This is a genomic window from Acidovorax sp. 56, assembly GCF_002749705.1.
GTDB lineage: Bacteria > Pseudomonadota > Gammaproteobacteria > Burkholderiales > Burkholderiaceae_C > Acidovorax.
In genome coordinates this window covers 2,788,221-2,804,336 of sequence record NZ_PEEV01000001.1, presented here as the reverse complement: position 1 = coordinate 2,804,336, position 16,116 = coordinate 2,788,221, and the positions used below count along the sequence as shown (strand labels likewise).

15 protein-coding genes are annotated in these 16,116 nt (G+C 65.8%); 7 read left to right on the top strand and 8 right to left on the bottom strand.

What is annotated here, in order from left to right; translation table 11 throughout:
• Positions 1-41: 41 nt before the first annotated feature.
• Positions 42-1,367 carry an FIST N-terminal domain-containing protein gene (locus CLU88_RS12430; RefSeq protein WP_099656866.1) on the top strand — a complete coding sequence of 442 codons (1,326 nt, stop codon included), beginning with the start codon at positions 42-44 and terminating at the stop codon, positions 1,365-1,367.
• Between the two features lie 48 nt (positions 1,368-1,415).
• On the opposite strand, the gene CLU88_RS12425 is transcribed toward CLU88_RS12430, so the two are convergent.
• The gene (locus CLU88_RS12425) at positions 1,416-2,579 is read right to left on the bottom strand and encodes a rhodanese-like domain-containing protein (protein ID WP_199173445.1); all 1,164 of its coding nucleotides are present in this window, start codon (positions 2,577-2,579) and stop codon (positions 1,416-1,418) included.
• A gap of 312 nt (positions 2,580-2,891) precedes the next feature.
• Between CLU88_RS12425 and CLU88_RS12420 the strand changes: the two genes are divergently transcribed.
• Genes CLU88_RS12420 through CLU88_RS12410 form a run of 3 tightly spaced genes read left to right on the top strand, consistent with a single transcriptional unit; the run spans position 2,892 to position 5,323 of the window.
• Positions 2,892-4,106 (top strand): sulfite oxidase, encoded by a 1,215-nt coding sequence (locus CLU88_RS12420; RefSeq protein ID WP_099656864.1) that lies wholly within the window; start codon positions 2,892-2,894, stop codon positions 4,104-4,106.
• A gap of 1 nt (position 4,107) precedes the next feature.
• Entirely contained in the window at positions 4,108-4,458 is a 351-nt protein-coding gene (locus CLU88_RS12415) for a cytochrome c (RefSeq protein WP_369827642.1), read from the top strand.
• Positions 4,459-4,513: 55 nt separating this feature from the next.
• The gene (locus CLU88_RS12410) at positions 4,514-5,323 is read left to right on the top strand and encodes a 2-keto-4-pentenoate hydratase (RefSeq protein ID WP_099656863.1); all 810 of its coding nucleotides are present in this window, start codon (positions 4,514-4,516) and stop codon (positions 5,321-5,323) included.
• A 138-nt stretch (positions 5,324-5,461) separates the two neighbouring features.
• Here the strand turns inward: CLU88_RS12410 and CLU88_RS12405 are convergent, their stop codons facing one another.
• The 3 genes from CLU88_RS12405 to CLU88_RS12395 all read right to left on the bottom strand — a co-directional run bounded on the left by CLU88_RS12405 (position 5,462) and on the right by CLU88_RS12395 (position 7,422).
• Complete coding sequence (locus CLU88_RS12405) at positions 5,462-5,917, bottom strand: thrombospondin type 3 repeat-containing protein (RefSeq protein ID WP_099656862.1); 456 nt, start codon at positions 5,915-5,917, stop codon at positions 5,462-5,464.
• A gap of 110 nt (positions 5,918-6,027) precedes the next feature.
• Positions 6,028-6,576, bottom strand: a complete 549-nt coding sequence (locus CLU88_RS12400) for a DUF2867 domain-containing protein (RefSeq protein ID WP_099656861.1) — start codon at positions 6,574-6,576, stop codon at positions 6,028-6,030.
• Positions 6,577-6,681: 105 nt separating this feature from the next.
• Positions 6,682-7,422 carry a helix-turn-helix transcriptional regulator gene (locus CLU88_RS12395; RefSeq protein ID WP_099656860.1) on the bottom strand — a complete coding sequence of 247 codons (741 nt, stop codon included), beginning with the start codon at positions 7,420-7,422 and terminating at the stop codon, positions 6,682-6,684.
• 151 nt (positions 7,423-7,573) lie between these two features.
• Here CLU88_RS12395 and CLU88_RS12390 point away from each other — a divergent pair, with 151 nt between their 5' ends.
• Positions 7,574-8,422, top strand: a complete 849-nt coding sequence (locus CLU88_RS12390) for a hypothetical protein (RefSeq protein ID WP_099656859.1) — start codon at positions 7,574-7,576, stop codon at positions 8,420-8,422.
• A 49-nt stretch (positions 8,423-8,471) separates the two neighbouring features.
• Positions 8,472-10,415, top strand: a complete 1,944-nt coding sequence (locus CLU88_RS12385; protein ID WP_099658834.1) for an MFS transporter — start codon at positions 8,472-8,474, stop codon at positions 10,413-10,415.
• 52 nt (positions 10,416-10,467) lie between these two features.
• Here the strand turns inward: CLU88_RS12385 and CLU88_RS12380 are convergent, their stop codons facing one another.
• Together CLU88_RS12380 and CLU88_RS12375 are read right to left on the bottom strand one after the other, a co-directional pair.
• Entirely contained in the window at positions 10,468-11,463 is a 996-nt protein-coding gene (locus CLU88_RS12380; RefSeq protein ID WP_099656858.1) for a tripartite tricarboxylate transporter substrate binding protein, read from the bottom strand.
• A 133-nt stretch (positions 11,464-11,596) separates the two neighbouring features.
• Positions 11,597-12,613 carry a 1-aminocyclopropane-1-carboxylate deaminase gene (locus CLU88_RS12375; RefSeq protein ID WP_099656857.1) on the bottom strand — a complete coding sequence of 339 codons (1,017 nt, stop codon included), beginning with the start codon at positions 12,611-12,613 and terminating at the stop codon, positions 11,597-11,599.
• A gap of 170 nt (positions 12,614-12,783) precedes the next feature.
• On the opposite strand from CLU88_RS12375, the gene CLU88_RS12370 reads away from it, so the two are divergent.
• Positions 12,784-13,299, top strand: a complete 516-nt coding sequence (locus tag CLU88_RS12370) for an Lrp/AsnC family transcriptional regulator (RefSeq protein ID WP_099656856.1) — start codon at positions 12,784-12,786, stop codon at positions 13,297-13,299.
• Between the two features lie 35 nt (positions 13,300-13,334).
• Here the strand turns inward: CLU88_RS12370 and CLU88_RS12365 are convergent, their stop codons facing one another.
• On the bottom strand, positions 13,335-14,252 hold the full coding sequence (locus tag CLU88_RS12365) for an EamA family transporter (protein ID WP_099656855.1): 918 nt from the start codon (positions 14,250-14,252) through the stop codon (positions 13,335-13,337).
• 150 nt (positions 14,253-14,402) lie between these two features.
• A complete protein-coding gene (locus CLU88_RS12360) occupies positions 14,403-16,022 on the bottom strand; it encodes a surface layer protein NpdA (RefSeq protein WP_233205454.1) in 1,620 nt (539 codons plus the stop codon).
• Between the last annotated feature and the right edge of the window lie 94 nt (positions 16,023-16,116).

The window sequence follows — 16,116 nt, the reverse complement described above, 5'->3', positions numbered from 1 at the left end:
CCTGGGCGCAGACGCCGCTGGCGCGCTAAAGTCGTTGCACTATGACCCTCTTTCCTACAGGCCACGCCACCCATCCCCAGTGGCGCATGGCGGCAGCGCTGGTGCTGGCGCAGCTGCGTGCGCAAATGGCGCTGCCCATGTATGCCGCCGCGCCCACCCTGGGGCTGCTGTACATCACCGACCATTACGCCAACGACTCGCGTGAACTGCTCGACTACCTGGCCAGCGAGCTGCCCGAGGTGACCGACTGGAGCGGCACCGTGGGCGTGGGCGTGTCGGCCAACAACGCCGAGTATTTTGACGAGCCCGCGCTGTCGGTCATGCTGCTCGATGTGCCTGCAGACCAATACCGCGTTTTCTCTGGCGTGGCGCCGCTGCCGCGCCACCCGGCCAGCGGCTTTGTGGCCCAGACGGCGCTGGTGCACGCCGACGGGCACACGCCCGAGCTGGCCGAGTTGCTGCACGAAATGGCGGGCCGTACCGAGACGGGTTACCTCTTTGGCGGCTTGAGTGCCAGCCGCGCGGCCAGCGTGCAGTTTGCTGTGGCGGGCAACGGCAACATGGCCGGGCAGGGCGCTGCCAGCGGGGTGTTTGATGGCGGCCTGTCGGGCGTGGCCTTTGGCCCCCGCGTGCCCTTGCTCTCGCGCGTGACCCAAGGCTGCCAGCCCGTGGGGGCCCTGCGCACCATCACTGCCGCCAACGACAACGTGGTGCTGGAGCTGGACCACGAACCTGCGCTGGACGTGCTGCTGGACACCCTGCAAGTGACGCTGGACGGTGGCGACCCCCAGCCCGCGCTGCGGCGGGTGCGCGCTACGCTGGCCGGGCTGGTCGATGCGGGCACCCAGCCCATGGGGCGCCAGCGCACCGGCCACTTTGGCACCGACACGCGGGTGCGCCACATCGTGGGGCTCGACGGCGCCCGCCGTGGCGTGGCCCTGGCCGAGCCAGTGCAGCCCGGCATGCACCTGGCGTTTTGCCAGCGCAATGTGGCGGCGGCGCGGGCCGATTTGATGCGCATCTGCGCCGAAATCCGCGAAGAACTATCGCCCGAGGAACTGGAGCACGCGCCGCTGGAAGAGGGTGGGGCCCGCACCGCTGATGCCGCTGGCACGGCGGCCCCAGCGCCCGGCACCAATGGCCTGGCAGACACGCCGCCGCTGGCGGGGCGCACCATCCGGGGCGCCATTTACGTGAGCTGCTCCGGCCGGGGCGGCCCGCACTTTGGCGGCCCCAGTGCCGAGCTGCACATCGTGCGCCATGCACTGGGCGATGTGCCCTTGGTGGGCTTTTTTGCAGGCGGCGAAATCGCGCACCGCCACCTTTACGGCTACACCGGCGTGCTCACGGTGTTTACTGACGCTTGAGGTGCGCCATCGGCCCGGTGGCGCTGCGCTGGCGGGCCGCTGCGCGCTTCAGCCCCCTTCGGTCGGCAGCCCTTCGGCATCCCACTCTGGCAGGCCGCCGCGCATCCAGTACACGTTGGCAAAGCCCTTGTCGGCGGCCACCCGCGCGGCTTTGTACGATTTCCAGCACTCCGCTCCGTTGCACGAAAAAATCAGTGGCTTGGTGCGGTCCAGCGACTCCAGGGCTTTGAAGTCATCCTGCTCCGCATTGAAGGCCACGTCCTTGAGGCTTTTTTCGCCATAGGCCGCCCACACCGCACCGCGTATGCGCTTGGTGCGGTATTCCTTCTCGGTGCGCGTGTCCACCACCAGGGCGCCCTGGGCCTGCAGCTGCTGCGCGTCCTTGGCGGTGATGCGTTTCACGCCGGGCAAGGCGTTGGGGGTGAACAGCCCCAGCTCTGCCACCTTCTGGTACTCCTGTGCCTCGGGGCGCAGGTCAATGGGGGCCAGGCCCGCGCTGGCCGATGCGGTGCTGAGCCACTGCGACAACTTGCTGCGCACATCGCTGGGCAGGTCCTTGCGCATCACGGCACTGAAGCCGCCGGGCACGGGGCGCGATGTGGCGAGCACCTTGGCCACGCCGGGGTAGGTCGTGGCCCACAAGGCCCACTCCTCGGCGCGCACCACGGTGGCATCGGTGGTGCCCAGGGTCAGTGCGCTCAGTCCAGCCTGCGGGTATTTTTCGTGCCGCACCGCCTTGAGGTCTTTGAACGACAGCCCGGCTTCGTTCAGCATGCCGCGCGCCATGTAGGTGTAGACCGAGTCCTGCTGCGGCAGGTACAAGCGCTTGCCTTTCATGGCGGCCACGGTTTCGATCTGGGCCAGGCCCACCAGCACATAGTGGTCAGACTTTTGGGTGCAACCCACCAGCTCGTAGCCGCGCTGCAGTGCCGAGGCCGCCACCTGCGGCGGGCCAATGAAGATGTCAAACCCCGCGCTGCGCGTGGCGCGCATGACGTCAGCCAGGTCTTCGGTGGTGGTCACCTTCACGGCCTGGCCCGTAGCCTGGGAAAGGCCTGCCTCCAGCGCGCTGCGCAAGATGGAATGCCCGGCTTTCTTCTCGGTGGGTTCCACCGCCACGATGGCAGTGAGCTGTGCGTGCGCGGCGCTGCTGGCCAGCAGGCACAGCCCCAACACGAACGGCACCCAACGCATACGAACACTCTGGCTCATGGTTGTCCCTCCTCATTCACAGACATGGGGCTGCACGGGCCTTGCGGACGAGGCCTGCGCGGAAATCTGTCGCTTTTTATTGTTGTCTAACTGTTAAATATGCACCGGCATGCTTCGGTGTCAACGCCTGTTACGCAACTGTTTCTGTTGCTTACATGTGTGTGGGCGAGCGGTGTGCAGCAACCTGGCCTGCCCTCCAGAATGGAGCCGGTTTGCCGTTTGGCAGCGCGCCCCCAGAGCCTCTTGCACCCCCGGTGCCACGCCGGCTCGCAGCTGCGGGCGCATTGTTTATTCCACCCACAGGAGTGCTTCATGAACCCTTCGTCCACCCTGCCACGCCGCCACCTGCTGGCTGCCAGCGCCGCCGCCTTGAGTGCTGCGGGCCTGGCCAGCTGGACGGGCGCTGCCAGTGCCCAGGCTGCTGCAGCGGCCGCCCCCAAAGCGCTGCCCGCCTACGCGGGCTGGAAGAGTGGCAATGCCCTGATCGTGCACACCAGCAGCACGCTCGAAACCCGCCGCGCAGCCTTCGGCACCAGCGTGATCACGCCCGTCAACCAGCTGTATGTGCGCAACAACCTGCCCGCGCCCGACGCTGCCATTCTGGACAACCGCGATGCCTGGATGGTGCGTGTAGAGGGCGTGAAAACCCCGCGTGAACTCACCCTGGCAGAACTGAAGACCCTGGGGCTGGAAACCGTGGCCACCGTGCTGCAGTGCTCGGGCAATGGGCGCGGCTTTTTCCCCAGCAAGCCCAGCGGAACGCCCTGGACGGTGGGCGCCGCAGGCTGCGTGGTCTGGAGCGGGGTGCCCGTGCGCAATGTGGTGGCAGCCCTGGGCGGCCTGGCCGGGGGCATGGCCTACGTGACGGGCACCGGCGGCGAAAAGTTGCCCGAAGGCGTAGACCCGCTGACGGTGCTGGTCGAGCGCTCGGTGCCCCTCAAGGCAATGGACGACGCCATCCTGGCGTGGGAGATGAACGGCGAGCCCTTGTCGCTGGCGCACGGCGGGCCCTTGCGGCTGATCGTGCCGGGCTACCAGGGCGTGAACAACATCAAATACATCCGGCGCCTGGCGTTCACCGAGGCCCAGTCGCAGGCGCGCATCATGCAGCACGGCTACCGCATGACGCCGCCCGGCGCCAAGGCCAGCCCCGACCAGCCCTCGGTGTGGGAGATGACGGTCAAGTCCTGGATCAACGGCCCCTTGCCCGAGGGCGGCGCGCTGAAGCCTGGCCTGGTGCAGGTGCACGGCGTGGCCTTTGGCGGCACCCGCGGCGTCAAGGGCGTGGAGGTATCGGTCGATGGTGGCAAAACCTGGCAAGCCGCCCAACTCGTGGGCCCGGACCTGGGGCGTTTTGCCTGGCGCCAGTTTGTGCTGCCGGTGCGCCTGGGCGCGGGCACCCATGTGCTGGCCAGCCGGGCCACTGACGCCGCTGGCAATGTGCAGCCCGAGCAGCGCGAGGAAAACGTAGGCGGCTACAACAACGCCAGTTGGCTGGACCACGCCGTGACGCTGGTGGTGGCCTGAGGTGCTGGTGGTAGTTGGAGTGCGCCGCGCAGTGGCCCAGGCCGGTGCCTTGTGGCTGCTGGCCAGCCTTGCGGGCACGGGCTGGGCTGCGGACCCTGCGGAGTTGGTGCGCGGTAAACAGCTCTTTTTGACGCTGCAGCCTGCCTGCGCTGTGTGCCACACCTTGCAGGCGGCGGGCGCGCAGGGGCAGGTGGGCCCTGTGCTGGACGAGATCCAGCCCAACGCCGAGCGGGTGCTGCGAGCGCTGCGCAACGGCATTGGCGCCATGCCCTCATTTGCCGAGAAAATGACCGAGCAAGACATGCAGGCCGTGGCCCGCTTTGTGGCGCAGTCCACGGGCGCCAAGCCCTGATGGATCAGCCGCCTTCGTCACTTTGGTGCCCTAACCCCCTTTAAAAGGTTTTTGAATGACGTCTGAATCTGTTGCGCTCGCTCCCTTTGATGCCCTGGCCAGTGCCGCCGTGTTGACCCAGGCACGCCTGGGCCAAGGCCCCCGGCCATTCGACCTGCCCGCTGCGCTGCAGCCGCAAAACGCCGCGCAGGCCTACGCCGTGCAAGACGCTGTGGTGCAGGCGCGGGGTGTGGTGGCGGGCTGGAAGGTGGGGGCCTCTGGGCCGGAGGCACCCCCCTCTCGGGGCGCGCTCACGCAAGACTCGGTGTGGGTCTGCGCCCAGGGGCAGCCGCAAGCGTTGTCCTGCGGCGGCAACGTGGTCATCGGGGTGGAGGCCGAACTGGTCTATGAACTGGGCACCGACCTGCCCCCGCGTGCGCAGCCCTACTCGCGCGCAGAGGTGCTGGCGGCCATGCGCTCTGCCCGCGCCGCCATTGAAGTGTGCGACACCCGCTACGCAGCCTGGGGCGTGCAAAGCGCCTGGAGCCGCCTGGCCGACCAGGGCAGCCACGGCGCGCTGGTGGTGGGCTGCGGCCTCACCAGTCCGGCAGACCTGGCGGCCCTGGACCCGCTGACGCTGCCCGTGGGCCTGTGGGTGAATGGCGCCCTGGCCGTGCAGCGCGCCGCCTGGGGCAACCCGGCGGGCGACCCGCTGCGCTTGCTGGTGTGGCTGGCCAACGAGGGCGCCCACAGCCTGGGGGGGCTACGCGCAGGCCAATGGGTGACCACGGGCTCGTGCACCGGCAACCTGCTGGTGGCCCCGGGCTCCGTGGTGGTGGCTGAGTTGGGTGGGGTGGGGCGCGCAGAGCTGCGTTGCATTGCGTAGTTCGGTGGGGCTGAACTGACCATGCAACGGGCCAGCCGGGATCAAGACGCGCCTTGGTGCCTTTGCTTTGTGCCTTTGTTCTGACCCGACCATGCGCCCAGCCAAGACTGGGCGCATGGTTTTCGCTCCATATTTCATTCAATAACGGTGCCCGTTGTCCGGGCGGCGGTCATGCCGGTTGGGCACACCGTCACCGTCCCGGTCGCGGTCGTAGCGGTTGGGGATGCCATCGCCATCGCGGTCCCATCCGCCGGGCTGCATGTGCCAGCGGCCGTCGCGCTCTTGCCATTGCACCGGCCGGTAGTGGTAGCCCGGGCGGGCCTTGACCCAATAGCCATTCATCCACACATGGCGGTGGCCGCGCCATTCCCAGTGCCCTGGCACCCAGGCCATGCCGTGCCGGGGGCGGGGTGTGGCTTCGTGGCGGGGCGGCGGTGGTGCCTGTGTGTACTGCACCTGCACGTTGCCTGCCTGGACCACCACGGCCGAGCTTTGCGCGTGTGCGGGGGCCAGGGTGCACAGGCTGAGCAAGGCCAGCGCTGCGGCCGTGAGTGCGTGGTGGGCATTGCGCGGGTTGCGGGCTGTGTGTGCCATGGTGTTTGCTCCTTCAGAACAGGTTCTCAGAACCGGAGCCTTCATGGTGCCGCTGGTACGTCAAGCGTTTGTAGGCGCAGTGCGAAGTGTTGTGACGGAATGTGCCGCGGCTACTGCAGCCGCCCCAGCATGGCCCGCACGATGCGCCGGTGAAAAGGCTTGACGACGGCCATGTAGACACGCCCCAGCGCGTTGTGGATGTGCACCACCGAGCTGACCACCACCATGGGGGCTTGCCCGGCAGGGGCGTATTTGTGCAAGGACACCTGCACGTCCAGGTGCTTGTCGTCCTGGCCCATCACCACCTCGGTGTCACTGAGGTGGCGGATGAGGAAGATGCCCACCCGATCGCCCACTTGGTAATCGCTGGCGTTCCGCGAGAGCTGGCCTGTTGCGGTGGGGTGCCGGTCGTGCAACTGCCCCAGGTCCTTGAGTCCGACCATGCGCACCAGCCGGTTGCGTGCCGCCATCAAGTGCTGCGTCCAGCGCGGTGTTTGGGCGACCAGGTCCAGCCAGGTCTGCAAGGCGCTGCGGGCTGGGGCGGGGTCGGCCACCTGGTAGGCGTCGTAAAACTGTGCGGCGGGCAGGCTGGCATGGATGGCCGTGCCCGGTGGCACCTGCGTTGCCTGAACGGGTGGGCGGGGCTGTGTCGTGGGCATGTTGGAGGTGTTTTGGGAGGGTTTTGGGGCTTGGCGCTTATGAATAAAGCGCTGGCAGCTATTAAATTAATAGTGATTGTGTAGAGGCATCAGGCCAACAGGCCGTCAGCCCGCCATGCGGCGCATGCTGGAAAACACATCAAACTCCCAACTGCGCATGGCCAGCAGCACGGTGTAGCCCTCCAGCTCGCGCGGGGGCAGCTTTTGGTCGGCCAGGTGCTGCTGCGCAAAGTCCTGCGCCACGCGCTGCATGCGCTCCATGAAGGCGGGGGCCAGTGCCCGGCTGATGGAGCCGTGCACCAGCAGCACGCCTTCGCCAGGGCCGTCAAAGCCCCCGGCAAAGTAGTTGAGCAGCGCGTGGTCGCGAAAGTAATGCATTACCGGCCCGTGGGGGCGCCAGCGGAAGGTTTTGGCCAGCTTCAGGCGGTAGCGGTTCAGCGGCCGCAGCTCGATGATGCCGATGCGGTCGAGTTGGGCCAGGTACTTGATGCCCTCGGCCTCGGTGAGCCGGTAGGTGGCCACCACCTGCTCCAGCGTCCACTGGCTGAGCACGCAAATCGCCATCAGCAGCAGCTTCTTGTCGCCCACCACGGCGGCTTCCTGCTCTTGCGTCAGCTCTTTGAGCAGCGGCTGCTCATCGGCCACGCGCCGGGCCAGGTCGGCAAAGTCCAGCGCCAGGGCGCGGCAGATGGCGTCGATGCGCGACAGCGGCATGTCCCCCTTGGCCAGCATGCGCTTGACGCTGGACTCGGCCATGCCCAGCGCCTGCGCCAGGTCGGCATAGGTCATCTGCGCGTGCTTCAGCTCTTTTTTCAGGGCGGCAACAAGATCGGCGGTCGTGCTCATGGGCGGCTCATCGGTGGTGGCGATTGGGTATCGATTATGGATACCCGAAGTGCTTTGGGTAGCCCTGCACGCGACTTTTTGAGGGGGAAACCTATGGGCCTTTGCACACTGCGTTCCATCTTGTGTTGCCGCCCTGAAAGGGGCTCTTGCCATGAACGCTGTCCATTCCTTGCCTTCATCCACCCGCCGCTGGCCCGCACTGCAGCGTGCCGAGTGGGGATTTCTCATCGCCGCCATCGTGCTGCTGGCCTTGGCCGTGTGGGGCCCCCACCTGCCCGCCAGTGCCCACCAGCACAACTTTGCCGACCAGCGTGGCTGGTGGGGCCTGCCCTGCGCGCTGGATGTGCTCAGCAACCTGCCGTTTGCCGTGGCGGGCGTGTGGGGGCTGGTGTGGCTGCGCCGCCTGGGTGCCCTGCGGTTGTGCCTGGCCACCCGCGCCACGGCGGCGCTGTTCTTTGTGGGGCTGGTGGTTACCACCGCAGGCTCTAGCTGGTACCACTGGCGGCCGGACGATGCGGGCCTGCTGTGGGACCGCCTGGGCATGTCGGTGGCGTTTGCCGGGCTGCTGGGGCTGGCCGTCGTGGGCCGCATCAGCCCCCGCGCCGGGCTGGCCACAGCGTTGGGCCTGCTGGTGGCCGCACCGGCTGCCGTGCTGGTGTGGTCCCACACGGGCAACCTGCTGCCTTGGGCGGTGGTGCAAATCGGCGGCATGCTGGTGGTGTTGGCCTTGGCATGTTTGCCCCACCGCCATGGTGCACTGGCGTTGCAGCTGGGCGCCGTGATCGCCTGGTATGCCGCCGCCAAGGCGATGGAACTGGCAGACCACGCGGTGTACGAAGCCACGGCTGGCTGGGTGTCGGGCCACACCCTCAAGCACCTGCTGGCCGCGGGCGCTGCCTTGCCTGTGCTGTTTGCCATGGCGCGTCTGCACCACAGCCGCTATATCGCTGTGCCCGTGCCACGCCGCGCCATGCAGAATGGCGGGCAACGTGGGCAGTGACACCGTGCGCACCGCACACCACCCTACAAAAAGCCTTGAGGAGAACCGCATGACCCCCCAGCACGGGCAGCCCGCCGCGCACTCTGCGCACCCGGCCCACGAAGAGCCCAACCAGTTTGCCCTGCTGCGCCAGCGCCGGTTTGCGCCCTTTTTCTGGACGCAGTTTGCAGGCGCAGGCAACGACAACCTGTTCAAGTTCGCCTTCACGGTGATGGTGACCTACCAGCTCAGCGTGTCGTGGCTGCCGCCGACCATGGCGGGGCTGGTGATCGGTGCACTGTTCATCCTGCCGTTTTTGCTGTTCTCGGCCACCTCCGGCCAGCTCACCGACAAGTTCGACAAGACGCGGATGATCCGCTTCGTGAAGAACCTGGAGATCGCCATCATGGCGTTGGCGGCCGTGGGCTTTGTGGCCAACAACGTGCCGGTGCTGTTGTTGTGCACCTTCCTCATGGGGCTGCACTCCACACTGTTCGGGCCGGTCAAGTTTGCCTACATGCCCCAGGTGCTGAGCGAGCGCGAGCTGACGGGCGGCAACGGCATGGTGGAGATGGGCACCTTCGTCGCCATCTTGCTGGGCCAGGTGGCCGGTGGCCTGCTGGTGGCCATCCCTGGCATTGGCCACACTGCGGTGGCCGTGGGCTGTGTGGCCCTGGCGCTGGTGGGGCGCTTGGTGGCGCAGTTCATTCCATCCGCCCCCGCCACCGATCCCAGCTTGGTCATCAACTGGAACCCTTTCACCGAAACCTGGCGCAACCTCAAACTGGCGCACGGCAACGTGGTGGTGTTCCGTTCGCTGCTGGGCATTAGCTGGATGTGGTTCTTCGGCGCAGTGTTCCTGTCGCAGTTTCCGGCCCTGGCCAAAGAGGTGCTGCACGGTAACGAGCAAGTCGCCTCGCTGCTGCTGGTGGTGTTCTCGGTGGGCATTGGCGTGGGCTCGCTGCTGTGCGAGGTGCTCAGTCGCCGCCATGTCGAAATCGGCCTCGTGCCCCTGGGCGCTATCGGCATGAGCGTGTTTGCGGTGGATTTGTACTTTGCCACCCGCAGCCTGCCCGCTGCCGAGATGATGGGCGCTGCCGCCTTTCTTGCGCAACACCAGCACTGGCGCGTGCTGCTGGACCTGGCACTGCTCAGCCTGTTTGCCGGGCTTTACAGCGTGCCCATGTACGCCCTGATCCAGATGCGCAGCCAGCCCACGCACCGTGCCCGCATCATCGCGGCCAACAACATCCTCAACGCGCTGTTCATGATCGGCAGCTCCGTCATCGCCGGGGCCTTGCTGGGCGCAGGCTTCACGGTGCCGCAAGTCTTCCTGTTCACCGGCATCGCCAATGCCGTGGTGGCCGCCTACATCTTTTTGCTGGTGCCCGAATACCTGCTGCGCTTTGTGGCCTGGGTGCTGTCGCGCTTTGTGTACCGCTTCAAGGTGCGCGGCGATGAGCACATTCCCACCACGGGCGCGGCCATCCTGGCGTGCAACCACGTGAGCTTTGTCGATGCCGTGCTGCTCATGGCCGCCAGCCCCCGGCCCATCTACTTCCTGATGGACCACCGCATCTTCCGCGTGCCGGTGCTGGGCTGGTTGTTCCGTTTGGCCAAGGCCATCCCGGTGGCGTCACAAAAGGACGACCCCGCCACCTACCAGGCTGCGTTTGACCGCGCCGCCCAGGTGCTGCGTGAGGGCGATTTGCTGGCCATCTTCCCCGAAGGCGGCATCACCAAGGACGGTGAGCTGCAAGAGTTCAAGGGCGGCATTATGAAGATCATCGAGCGTGCCCAGGCCGACGGTGTGCAGGCCCCCGTGGTGCCCATGGCGCTGACCAACCTGTGGGGCTCGTTCTTCAGCCGCGTGGAGCAGGGCACCGCCATGGCGAAGCCTTTCCGTCGGGGCATGTTCAACCGCGTGGGCTTGAATGTGGGGCCTGCGATGGAGGCCACCCAGGTGCAGCCCGCCGTGCTGCGCGAGCGGGTGGCGGGGTTGCTGCGGGCATGATGAGATAGGTACTCAGTGCGCAGCCGCAGTGGTGGCTGCGCACCCCAGTCCTTCACTCCGCCCGGATATTGGCCCGCTGCGCAATCGCGCGCATGCGCGGCAGTTCGTCGTCAATGCGGGCGGCCACGGCGGCGGCGCTTTCGTAGGCGTGCTCCAGGCCACTGGCCACCAGTTTGCTGCGCACCTCGGGGTCTGCCAGGGTTTCAGACAAGGCCTTTTGCAGCTTGGCCTTGGCATCGGCGGGCGTGCCGCGCGGCGCCACGATGGCCAGCCATGAATCTGCCGAGAAGCCTGGGTAGCCGCCTTCGGCCACGGTGGGCACATCCGGCAATTGCGTGGCACGCGTGGCACCCGTCACCGCAATCGCCTTGATCTTGCCGCCCTTGAGCTGCGGCAGGGCCGCTGCCACGGTGTCGACCGAGAGTGGAATCTGCCCGCCGATCAGATCGTTCATCGCGGGGGCGCTGCCCTTATAGGGAATATGCGTGACCTTGATGCCCAGGGCCGACCACATCAGCTCGCCCGCAAAGTGCCCGGTGGTGCCGTTGCCGAACGATCCATACACATACTTGTCGGGGGTGGCACGCACGGCCGCCGTCAGCTGCTTCAGGTTGCCCACGGGCACATCCTTGTGGGCCAGCAAAATCAAGGGCACGCGCGCCACCATGCCGATGGGCTCGTAGCTCTTGACCGGGTCGTAGGGCAGCTTGGGGTTGAGGGCCGGGTTCACCGTGAAGGTCGAGCCCGAGCTGATCAGCAGCGTGTACCCATCGGCCGGTGCATTGGCCACGAAGGATGCTCCCACGATGGTGCCTGCACCGCCTTTGTTCTCGATCACGATGGGCTGGCCCAGGTGGTCGCCCAGCTTTTTGCTGATGAGCCGGGCCACGATGTCCACGGCCCCGCCGGGTGGAAACGGAACGACCAGTTGAACGGGCTTGGTGGGGTACGTCTGTGCCTGTGCGGCAGGTGTCAGGGTGCAGGCGGCCCATGCTGCAATGGCCACTGCGGCGCAGGCGCGCCGGGTTGGGCGTAGATCACTCTTCATATCCATGCTCCTCTTGCTGATGACTGCCAGAGAACGCAACCCTGCGCACCGATGCGCGGATGGGGCAGGATTGCGGAATGCCGGGCCGCGCAGCGGCCCGAAGGAGTGGGGCTGCGATCAGCCAGCGGCAGGCTCAGCCGTTGCGGAACAGGAAGCTGTAGGCGTTGAGCGCTGGCACGCCGCCCAGGTGGGCATACAGCACGCGCGAGCCTTCGGGGAACTCGCCTTTGCGCACCATGTCGATCATGCCGTGCATGGACTTGCCTTCGTACACCGGGTCGGTCAGCATGCCCTCCTGGCGCGCGCACAAGCGAATCGCTTCGAGCGTGCCCTCGTTGGGCAGGCCGTACTCGGGGCCGCCGTAGCGCGTGTCCAGCACCACGTCCTCGGCGGTGATCTCCTGGCCCAACTCCACCAGCTTGGCGGTGTTCTGGGCAATGCGCAGCACCTGGGCATGCGTCTTCTCGGGCTTGGCGGAGGCGTCGATACCAATCACCTTGCGCGCGCGGCCATCGGCCGCAAAGCCCACCACCATGCCCGCCTGCGTGCTGCCCGTGACCGAGCAGACCACGATGTAGTCGAACTGGAAGCCCAGCTCTTTTTCCTGCTGGCGCACTTCTTCGGCAAAACCCACGAAGCCCAGGCCGCCGTACGGGTGCTCTGAGCAGCCTGCGGGAATCGGGAAGGGCTTGCCCCCGGCCTTCTTCACGTCTTCCATGGCCTGCTCCCAGCTGGGGCGGATGCCGATGTCAAAGCCCGCAGCGTCCAGGCGCACATCAGCGCCCATGATGCGGCTCATCTCAATGTTGCCCACGCGGTCGTACACCGCATCGGAGTAGTTCACCCAGTTCTCCTGCACCAGCACGCACTTCATGCCCAGGTGCGCGGCCACGGCGGCCACCTGGCGCGTCTGGTTGGACTGGATGCCGCCAATCGACACCAGCGTGTCGTAGCCACCCGCAATCGCTTCGGGGATGAGGTATTCGAGCTTGCGCGTCTTGTTGCCGCCAAAGGCCAGGCCTGAATTGCAGTCCTCGCGCTTGGCATACAGGTGCACCTTGCCGCCCAGGTGGGCCGACAGGCGCGGCAGCGCCGTGATGGGCGAGGGGCCGAAGGTGAGCGGGTGGCGGGGGAATTTTTGCAAGTTCATGGCGTTTTCCGGTCGATGGAAGGGGAATGCAGGGGGGGGATGCAAGCGGGCTTGCAGTGCCTTCATCGTAGAAAAATGCCTGAATCAATGGGTTGTGAATTTGCGGTGAATTTCGGTGTTTTGGTTTTTCATATGAAAATTAGTCATTGCTAAATTTCTTGAAAATAGCCATGTGCGCAACAAAAGTTCGTGCCAAGAATGTGCAACAGGCGGATGTGTCCGCCGAGCTGGACCGCACCGACAAAGCCATCCTGCGCCAGCTGCAGCGCGATGCGTCTCTGTCCAACGTGGCCCTGGCCGAGAAGGTGCACCTGAGCGCCCCCGCCTGCCTGCGCCGGGTGGAGCGGCTCAAGCGCCTGGGGCTCATTGACGGAGTGGTGGCGCTGCTCAACCCCAAGGCCGTGGGTGCGGGCATGCTGGTGATGATTGGCGTGGTGCTGGACCGGTCCACGCCCGAGTCCTTTGCCGAGTTCGAGAAAGCCGCCATCAAGATCTCGGGCTGCATGGAGTGCCATGTGGTCACCGGCGAGTTTGACTACTTCATGCTGGTGCGCACACGCGACAGCGAGAGCTTCAACCGCCTGCATGCCGAGCAGCTCATCTACCTGCCCGGCGTGCGGCAGGTGCGCTCGTTCATGGTGCTGCGCAACGTGTTGTCCTCCACCGAGCTGCCGCTGGCGCTTTAACGCCCCTGAGGCCAACCTCCCCCAACTTGGCGCTGTCAGGGCGCAGCGCGCAGGCGCCCCTTCAGCGCAGCCCAGGCAGGGCCTCCAAACACATTCACCAGCAACCCGGCCATCAGCAGCCCAGCGCCCGCAAAGTGCACCGGCAGCAGTTGCTCGCCAAACACCAACCAGCCCGTCGTCAGCCCCACCACGGGCACCAGCAGCGTGAAGGGTGCCACGCGGTTCACGGGGTAGCGGGACATGAGGAAAGTCCACAGCCCAAACCCCAGCAAGGTCGATACCCAGGCGATGTAGCCCACCGCTGCCAGCGAGGTGAGCGAGAGGTTTTGCACAGCGGCCAGCACGGCGCTGGCCCCGTCCATCCACACCGCCAGCGCTAAAAACGGCAGCGGCGCCACCAGGCTGGACCACACGATGAACGCAAACTGGTTCATCGGCCCATAGCGCCCCACCGCCCGCGTGGCGATGTTGCCGCAGCCCCACAGCGCTGCGGCAGCCACGGTAAGCGCAAACCCCGCCAGTGGCATCGAGGCCCCGTGCGCGCTGCCAATCAGCACCAGCCCGGCCCCGGCCAGCACCAGCCCAGCCATCTGATTGCCGTGCCAGCTCTCACGCAGCCACCAGGCCGCCAGCAGCAGGGTAAAGAACGACTGCGACTGCAGCACCAGCGACGCCAGCCCCGAAGGCATGCCGATGTGGATGGCCGTGAACAGCAACGCAAACTGGCCCACCGCCATCGTCATGCCATACAGCAGATAAAGGCGCAGCGGCACCTTGGGTGGCCGCACAAAGAGCAGCGCCGGAAACGCCGCTAGCAGGTAACGCAGCGCACCCAGCAGCATGGGAGGCACGCCGTTCAAACCCACTTTGATGACCGCAAAGTTCAGGCCCCAGACCACGATGACGAGCAGGGCCAGGCACAAGTCGCGGGGGCGCAGGTTGGAGTTGTTCATCGGGCGAAGTTCAATGCACTAAGAGTGCGCTTTATTGTGGCGATTTCTTGGCGCCGTCTCCATGCGTCTACGGCCATGCATCGTTCTGAAACAGACAAGGTGGTTTTCAGCGGGCGGCCTGCATGCGATGCTGAAAAGTCGTGTTGGCTCTCACGGGCGACTCAGGATGTGCGGAAAGGTGAGGCCGTAGTTGGCGGCAACCCCGGGCGTCGCATTGGGGTTGGTCAACTTGAGCAAGGCGGCACCGATCACCGGGCGTGCGGGACGGTTTTGGGGGACCAAGGACATCCAACCATTGGTAAATCCCCTTTTAAAGTACCAGCGAGCTACCGAGCTTGACACGACAGATGGGCCGTTGCTGAACGAGACAACGGTGGCCGTTCCGCAGCTGGTGACGGACGGATCAGGCACCAAGAAAATCGCTCCGCTAAGGCGCAGGGTGCCCTCGCGGCTGGCGACTTTCTCGTCGTAAGCCTCGCAAGCTTGGTAGGACTGCGCAATCGTAGACCCGCTGTCATAAAACTGGGGTCGTCCGATGCTGGCTGGCGGCACCACGGAATAGACAAGCGCGGTTGACGCGTCCTGGCTGTAGTCGTAGCCCACGCTGTAACGCTTAGTGGGCATGGACAGAATCCAGTCTGTCTGTGCGGAAATGGTCGCGTCCTGCGCGTATTGATTTCGCACAGATCCGGTCAGCAGGCGCTCAGTAACGTCTGCAGCTGTTTGTCGCGCGTTAATGTCTGACGGCTGCAGGTAATAAGGCGTCGAGAGATCCGGGAGGTCGTGGAACAGGGCCTGCACGACCTGCGATGTGGTGGGTGAGGATGTTGCGCCTTCGAGAGTTTTAGAACGGCTGGCCATACCCGCTGAGACGAGCAGTGGGTCCGCTGTGTAACGCTCTGGCTGCGCGACCATCTGTGCCGTCTGCGGGAACACCGTGAAGTTTCCTCGTGACGGCGCCCCTGCGCTATCCACTGCCACTACCGAGGTTGCGGCGCCCGACAGAGTGGTGGAGCCAGGTACATCGATGATGTACCAAGTCGCACTGAGACCTCCCGAGGGGGTCGCGAAGCCCAGCTCGGCGGCCTGCGCTTCATTGGTCATGTCCTTGGAAAGGGCTGCCTCCAGCGTCGCTGGCGTACAGCGTGCCGTTTCATTGATCATTTGGGTGGCGAGGTACAGGCTGGAATGGGCATCCGCCTGTGCGCCGTAAACACTGGCCGATGGGATATCGGCCATCAATAGGGCCTCGGCCATGCCTTCTCGAGTATTGTTGTGCAGCGTCTCTTGGTTCCAGGCAGGGTTCAACCGGTCAATCATGAAAGGCTGTGCTGCCGCACGGTCAAGCGCTGGGTAGGTGCAGGTGTGATCCGCCGTCGTCAGTTGCGCTCGGCCGTCGGGGCCGGCAGTGAGGGCCGCGGTCCAGACGTCGCCAGGCGTCAGCAGGACATGCAAACTCAGCAGGCTGTCGCCGTTGCCAGCACCACGAAAGCGCAGTTTGACGGCCTTGCCGTTTTCGAAATCCGTGTTGATCAGGTGCAGGACCGTCATCTGCCCGCGCTGCACTGTGAAATACGGAAACAGCATGTGGTGGCCCGGGGCGGTTTCTGAGATCCGATAGGCCACTGCGTTGCTCGTTCCCAATGTGGTGCGCGATGGGGCTGGGCCTGTACCCGTGATCACGCCAGCGATGGCCCCCGTGGACACAATGTGCAACGCGCACAGCGCTGCGCCCAGTGCCGCGGCCCGCAGAGCTTGCCTTGTCGTCATATACCTCTCCCTGTCCATCTGTTGTATTGGAGGCAGGCAGTGTAAGTTGACCATGGACTCTGCAACGGTTGAGCGAAAACGTGTGTGAAAGTGC

Excerpts from the sequence above, each read along its gene's own strand:
- CLU88_RS12420 (WP_099656864.1), top strand. The coding sequence starts at position 2,892 with ATGAACCCTTCGTCCACCCTGCCACGCCGCCACCTGCTGGCTGCCAGC.
- CLU88_RS12360 (WP_233205454.1), bottom strand. The coding sequence starts at position 16,022 with ATGACGACAAGGCAAGCTCTGCGGGCCGCGGCACTGGGCGCAGCGCTG.
- CLU88_RS12370 (WP_099656856.1), top strand. The coding sequence starts at position 12,784 with ATGTGCGCAACAAAAGTTCGTGCCAAGAATGTGCAACAGGCGGATGTG.
- CLU88_RS12375 (WP_099656857.1), bottom strand. The coding sequence starts at position 12,613 with ATGAACTTGCAAAAATTCCCCCGCCACCCGCTCACCTTCGGCCCCTCG.
- CLU88_RS12385 (WP_099658834.1), top strand. The coding sequence starts at position 8,472 with ATGACCCCCCAGCACGGGCAGCCCGCCGCGCACTCTGCGCACCCGGCC.
- CLU88_RS12405 (WP_099656862.1), bottom strand. The coding sequence starts at position 5,917 with ATGGCACACACAGCCCGCAACCCGCGCAATGCCCACCACGCACTCACG.
- CLU88_RS12380 (WP_099656858.1), bottom strand. The coding sequence starts at position 11,463 with ATGAAGAGTGATCTACGCCCAACCCGGCGCGCCTGCGCCGCAGTGGCC.
- CLU88_RS12410 (WP_099656863.1), top strand. The coding sequence starts at position 4,514 with ATGACGTCTGAATCTGTTGCGCTCGCTCCCTTTGATGCCCTGGCCAGT.
- CLU88_RS12395 (WP_099656860.1), bottom strand. The coding sequence starts at position 7,422 with ATGAGCACGACCGCCGATCTTGTTGCCGCCCTGAAAAAAGAGCTGAAG.
- CLU88_RS12400 (WP_099656861.1), bottom strand. The coding sequence starts at position 6,576 with ATGCCCACGACACAGCCCCGCCCACCCGTTCAGGCAACGCAGGTGCCA.
- CLU88_RS12430 (WP_099656866.1), top strand. The coding sequence starts at position 42 with ATGACCCTCTTTCCTACAGGCCACGCCACCCATCCCCAGTGGCGCATG.
- CLU88_RS12425 (WP_199173445.1), bottom strand. The coding sequence starts at position 2,579 with ATGAGCCAGAGTGTTCGTATGCGTTGGGTGCCGTTCGTGTTGGGGCTG.
- CLU88_RS12390 (WP_099656859.1), top strand. The coding sequence starts at position 7,574 with ATGAACGCTGTCCATTCCTTGCCTTCATCCACCCGCCGCTGGCCCGCA.
- CLU88_RS12365 (WP_099656855.1), bottom strand. The coding sequence starts at position 14,252 with ATGAACAACTCCAACCTGCGCCCCCGCGACTTGTGCCTGGCCCTGCTC.